Annotated in this window: 5 protein-coding genes and 1 pseudogene; 2 read left to right on the top strand and 4 right to left on the bottom strand. The window is 62.8% G+C overall.

Features of this window, described 5'->3' with window-relative positions:
- Together BGO16_RS08000 and BGO16_RS07995 are read left to right on the top strand one after the other, a co-directional pair.
- Positions 1 to 650 (top strand): annotated as a pseudogene (locus tag BGO16_RS08000) (F0F1 ATP synthase subunit beta); the annotation flags it as partial.
- Between the two features lie 168 nt (positions 651 to 818).
- Complete coding sequence (locus BGO16_RS07995) at positions 819 to 1226, top strand: F0F1 ATP synthase subunit epsilon (RefSeq protein ID WP_292618089.1); 408 nt, start codon at positions 819 to 821, stop codon at positions 1224 to 1226.
- Positions 1227 to 1465: 239 nt separating this feature from the next.
- On the opposite strand, the gene BGO16_RS07990 is transcribed toward BGO16_RS07995, so the two are convergent.
- From BGO16_RS07990 to BGO16_RS07975, 4 genes are all read right to left on the bottom strand, one after another.
- Positions 1466 to 1969 carry an RNA pyrophosphohydrolase gene (locus BGO16_RS07990; protein ID WP_292618088.1) on the bottom strand — a complete coding sequence of 168 codons (504 nt, stop codon included), beginning with the start codon at positions 1967 to 1969 and terminating at the stop codon, positions 1466 to 1468.
- Between the two features lie 59 nt (positions 1970 to 2028).
- Positions 2029 to 3237, bottom strand: a complete 1209-nt coding sequence (locus BGO16_RS07985) for a divergent polysaccharide deacetylase family protein (protein ID WP_292618087.1) — start codon at positions 3235 to 3237, stop codon at positions 2029 to 2031.
- Positions 3238 to 3391: 154 nt separating this feature from the next.
- A complete protein-coding gene (locus BGO16_RS07980; protein ID WP_292618084.1) occupies positions 3392 to 4747 on the bottom strand; it encodes a S41 family peptidase in 1356 nt (451 codons plus the stop codon).
- Positions 4744 to 4987 (bottom strand): peptidoglycan DD-metalloendopeptidase family protein (locus tag BGO16_RS07975; protein WP_292618083.1); only part of this gene is annotated, 244 nt, incomplete at its 5' end. The genes BGO16_RS07975 and BGO16_RS07980, both read right to left, overlap by 4 nt.

The following is a 4987-nucleotide window of genomic DNA, read 5'->3' as shown; positions in this document are numbered from 1 at the left end:
AGGCCGGCTCGGAAGTGTCGGCGCTGCTCGGCCGCATCCCGAGCGCGGTGGGTTATCAGCCGACGCTCGCCACCGACATGGGCGCGCTGCAGGAGCGCATCACCACCACCAACAAGGGATCGATCACCTCGGTGCAGGCCATCTACGTGCCGGCCGACGACCTGACCGACCCAGCGCCGGCCACATCCTTCGCGCACCTCGACGCGACAACGGTGCTCAACCGCGCCATTTCGGAAAAAGGCATCTATCCGGCGGTGGACCCGCTGGATTCCACCTCGCGCATGCTTTCGCCGCTGATCGTCGGCGAGGAGCACTACCAGACCGCGCGCACGGTGCAGCAGGTGTTGCAGCGCTACAAGTCGTTGCAGGACATCATCGCCATTCTCGGCATGGACGAACTGTCGGAAGAGGACAAGCTGACGGTCGCCCGCGCCCGCAAGGTCGAGCGCTTCCTGTCGCAGCCGTTCCACGTCGCCGAGGTGTTCACCGGCTCGCCGGGCAAGTTCGTCGACCTCGCCGACACCATCAAGGGTTTCCGCGACCTCTGCCAGGGCAAATACGACCATCTGCCGGAAGCGGCGTTCTACATGGTCGGCACCATCGAGGAAGCCGTCGAGAAGGGCAAGAAGCTCGCTGCCGAAGCGGCTTAAGCTAACAGAAGATCGCTGCAACGTTTGCGGCGCACCCTCTCCCGCTTGCGGGGGAGGATTGGGGAGGGGGTCTTAACCTCCTCTGCATGAAAGAGAGCCTCCACCCGACCGGCTGCGCCGGTCGACCTCCCCCGCAAGCGGGAGAGGTGAAGAAAGAGACCGTGTGCCATGGCCACCTTCCATTTCGATCTTGTTTCGCCGGAGAAACTGGCATTTTCCGGTGAAGTCGATCAGGTCGACATCCCCGGCATCGAGGGCGACTTCGGCGTCCTAGCCGGCCACGCGCCCGTCGTGGCGGCGATCCGTCCCGGAATCCTGACCGTCACCGCTGGCGGCGCACATCAGAAAATCATCGTGCTCGGCGGTCTGGCCGAGGTCTCGGAAAAGGGCCTGACCGTTCTCGCCGATGTGGCAACCTCGATCGAGGATCTCGATCGCGCCCAGTTCGCTGACACGATCGCGAGCATGGAGACCAAGCTGGCGGAAAAGGAAGGCTCCGAACTCGACAAGGCGATCGAGCGGTTGGATCATTTCAAGAGCATTCAGAGCCAGCTCAACACCACGGCTTTGCATTGAGCGTAAGTCCTTCCGCTTCTGATGGAATCCCGAAGCGATTTATGATTTTGTTTTGACGCTTTTTCCTGGCGCGAACCGGTCTCCGCTTTGCTCGAAAAAGCAATGAGGGCAACCACCCTCACCCCCGGAGAACCGGCCAGAGTCTGTTTCAACTGCGTTGAAGTTGAATCAGACTCGTCGCTTATCTATTTGGGCATGATCTTTTCCGAAAACCGGTTTCCACTTTTCGGGATCATGCTCTAATCGCTCGAGAGGCTCGCGAATTCCCTGACCACGCGCTCGTAGACCGGGCGCTTGAAAGGCACGATAAGCCGGGTCAGGTTCTGCATCGGCTCCCAACGCCAGGCGATGAATTCCGGCTTATGACCGTCGCCCGGATTGGCGACGTCGATCTCGTTGTCGCTGCCGGTGAAGCGCATCGCGTACCACTTCTGGCGCTGGCCGCGATAGCGCCCCTTCCAGGCCCGTCCGGCCACGGTGCGCGGGATATCATAGATCAGCCAGTCGGATACCTCGGCGAGCTTCTCGACCGAGCGAACGCTGGTCTCCTCATAGAGTTCGCGTTTCGCAGCAAGCCAGGTGTCCTCGCCGGGATCGACGCCGCCCTGCGGCATCTGCCACACATGGCTGTCGTCAACCTGCTCGATGCCGCCCGCGCGGCGACCGATGAAGACCAGTCCCCTGTCGTTGATGAGCATCACCCCGACGCACGTGCGATAGGGTAGATCGTCGTAGCGCGCCATTCCGTCAATGCCTTTCGCGCCTCCCCGCTATGAACGCAGGCGGAACGCGGATTGGAAGATCAACTCGATTTTGATTTCAGCATCGCGGTTGTCAATGGCACCAGCATCACGCCACGGCCTTCGAGAGCCTTGGCCCAGACACCGATCCGGTCGATGGAAACCGGAAGCGCCGAGGCCATGCCGATCGCGGTCCCCCGCTCCTTCGCCAAGTCTTCAAGCCGGGCAAGCGCCTTGTCAATCTCCACCGAGGTCGGGACGGAATCGATGGTGAGGTCGGCCTTAGCAAATGGCATCGCCTGCCCCCCCGCGAGCTGACCCGCAACGCTCCTCGGGGTGGAGCCATCATCGAGATAGCCGAGGCCGCGCTTGGCTGCTTCGCGAATGATCGGCTGCATGACGATACTGGCGGTGACAAAGCGGGATCCCATGAAATTGGCAACACCCACATAGCCCTGAAAGCGGCTGAGGTGCCAATACAGGCGATCGATATTCTGTTCAGTGCCGAGCGTCGTCAGCAGGGTCTGCGGTCCGGGGTCGTTGTCGGGATAGTCATAAGGCTCCATGGGGACTTGCAGCAGAACCTCATGACGTTTCGCGCGAGCCCGCTCCACAAGCCCGACCGGATCGGACCCGTACGGCGTAAACCCGAGCGTCACGGCGGACGGCAGTTTCATGATGGCATCGACGGTTTTGGCCGCGCCAACCCCGAGGCCACCGACCACGATCGCGACCGCCGGCATCGTGGCCGCCTTCGCGCGATCGGCATCGGTGCCCATCGCATAGGCCTTGAAGGGCTTCAGGCCGTCTGCGGCGGCGATCGGTATCATTCCATAACGCGACTTCTCCAGCAGGCGCTGATCGATCCCCGCCATCGTCGCTGGCGCGACGTCGCCGCCGGCCGCGGCGGAATCCCCGCCGGCAACCACGACGTTCTGACGCGCGCCGCTGGAGCCGTCGATAATGGTGATGGTCTTCTGACCGGCCTCGGGTTGAGAGTTCGCGGCAGCGGTGGCGCTGGCCGGTTTCGATGCAGGCGGGACCGCCGCAGGCTTCTCTTCGGGTGTTACGAGTTGCCGGATCGCGACCCGCGCCGTGGGTTCGCCGCCGAGCGGATCGTGGTTGAAAAGGGCAAAGCCCAGGAAAGCGGCAAGGACAGATCCCAGCAGGACCGCACTCGCCTGCGGCAGCGTGAAGGGAAGCCGCAATCTGCGCTTGGGCGTGGGGTTCTGTCCGAGCGGCGCGCTGAGATCGTCCGTCGTATCGACCATGGAACTCCCCGAATCATCCGATTCGACGATACCATGGACGCCCGCAAAGGCGGCAGGCCGCAATCGTACTCACACCGGGAATATCGACCCCGGCGAGGAGGAGACGGACATTCGGGGAACGTCCCTCTCCTCAAATCCGGCTTATCTCAAAGCCTCAATTCGCGGCCTTGTCCGCCGGCTTCTCGATCGCCGCCTTGTCGCGGGAAGCCTGTGACGAGAGGTTGGTCTTGATGCCGTGCAAAAGATCGTCGGCCATCTTGAGCGCCTTGTCGTTCTTGGCGTCCGGCGGCACGTAGGACTGCGAACCGGTCTTCTCATCATTGCCGTTTTTCAGATGGCCGCGCAGCGAGGCCTCGCCCTTGGTGTCGGTCCGCGACTTCAACTCGTCAGGCACGTCCTGAAGCACCTCGATATCGGGAACAATGCCCTTGGCCTGAATCGAGCGGCCCGACGGCGTGTAATAGCGCGCCGTGGTCAGCCGCAGCGCGCCGTTGCCCGAACCGAGCGGAATGATGGTCTGCACCGAGCCCTTGCCGAACGAGCGGGTGCCGATCAGCGTCGCCCGCTTATGATCCTGCAAGGCGCCCGCGACGATCTCGGAAGCCGATGCCGACCCGCCGTTGATCAGAACGACCACCGGCTTACCCTTGGTGAGGTCGCCGGGGTGGGCGCTGCGGCGCTGGGTTTCCTCGGCGTTGCGGCCGCGCGTCGACACGATCTCGCCGCGATCGAGGAAGCTGTCGGACACGGTCACCGCTTCCTCGAGCAGCCCGCCGGGGTTGTTGCGCAGATCGATGATGTAGCCCTTGAGCTTGTCACCGATCTGGCTGCGGAGGTCGGCGATCGCCTTCTTGAGGCCCTCGGTGGTCTGCTCGTTGAAGGTGGTGACGCGGATATAGCCGATGTCATCGGCCTCGACGTGCGAGCGCACCGAGCGGACGCGGATGTTGTCGCGCACCAGCGTCACGTCGATCGGATTGTCTTGGCCCTTGCGGATGATCTTCAGCTTGATCTTGGTGCCGATCGGGCCACGCATCTTGTCGACAGCCTGATTGAGGGTCAGTCCCTGCACTGCCTCGTCGTCCAGATTGGTGATGACGTCGTTCGCCAGGATTCCCGCCTTGGACGCAGGCGTGTCGTCGATCGGCGAGACCACCTTGACCAAGCCATCCTCCATCGTGACCTCGATGCCGAGGCCGCCGAACTCGCCGCGCGTCTGCACCTGCATGTCGCGGAAGCTCTTGGCATCCATGTAGCTCGAATGCGGATCGAGACCCGACAGCATGCCGCTGACGGCCGATTCGATCAGCTTGCTGTCGTCGGGCTTCTCGACATAGTCGCTGCGCACCCGCTCGAACACGTCTCCGAACAGGTTGAGCTGGCGATAGGTATCCGAGGTCGCGGCTCGCGCGCTCGATCCCATCAGCACCGAGCGCGGCTGGGTCACGAACAGCGTCAGCGCGGCACCCGCGGCGGCGCTGAGAAGAATAAGGGAAGCCTTGCGCATCATCCGCGAACCTTTTGGTCGTTATTTGCGGTCCACCATGGACCTGGATCAATCGGAGTGCCGTCCTTACGGAACTCGATATAGAGAACGGGCTGACTCGGGTTTGCCGCGAGAATCGAGGCAACGCGGGAGGTCGATCCCATCGTCGCTACCGGTTCTCCGGTCAACACGAACTGGCCGATGTTAACCGAAATACGCTCCATCCCGGCGATGAGGACATGATACCCGCCACCGGCATTGAGG

Source organism: Nitrobacter sp. 62-23 (genome assembly GCF_001897285.1).
GTDB lineage: Bacteria > Pseudomonadota > Alphaproteobacteria > Rhizobiales > Xanthobacteraceae > Nitrobacter.
The sequence above is the reverse complement of the archived record's forward strand: the minus strand, read 5'-3'. Positions and strand labels throughout refer to the sequence as shown.

Coding starts and splice junctions, on each gene's coding strand:
- BGO16_RS07980 (WP_292618084.1), bottom strand. CDS start 4,747: ATGATGCGCAAGGCTTCCCTTATTCTTCTCAGCGCCGCCGCGGGTGCC.
- BGO16_RS07990 (WP_292618088.1), bottom strand. CDS start 1,969: ATGGCGCGCTACGACGATCTACCCTATCGCACGTGCGTCGGGGTGATG.
- BGO16_RS07985 (WP_292618087.1), bottom strand. CDS start 3,237: ATGGTCGATACGACGGACGATCTCAGCGCGCCGCTCGGACAGAACCCC.
- BGO16_RS07995 (WP_292618089.1), top strand. CDS start 819: ATGGCCACCTTCCATTTCGATCTTGTTTCGCCGGAGAAACTGGCATTT.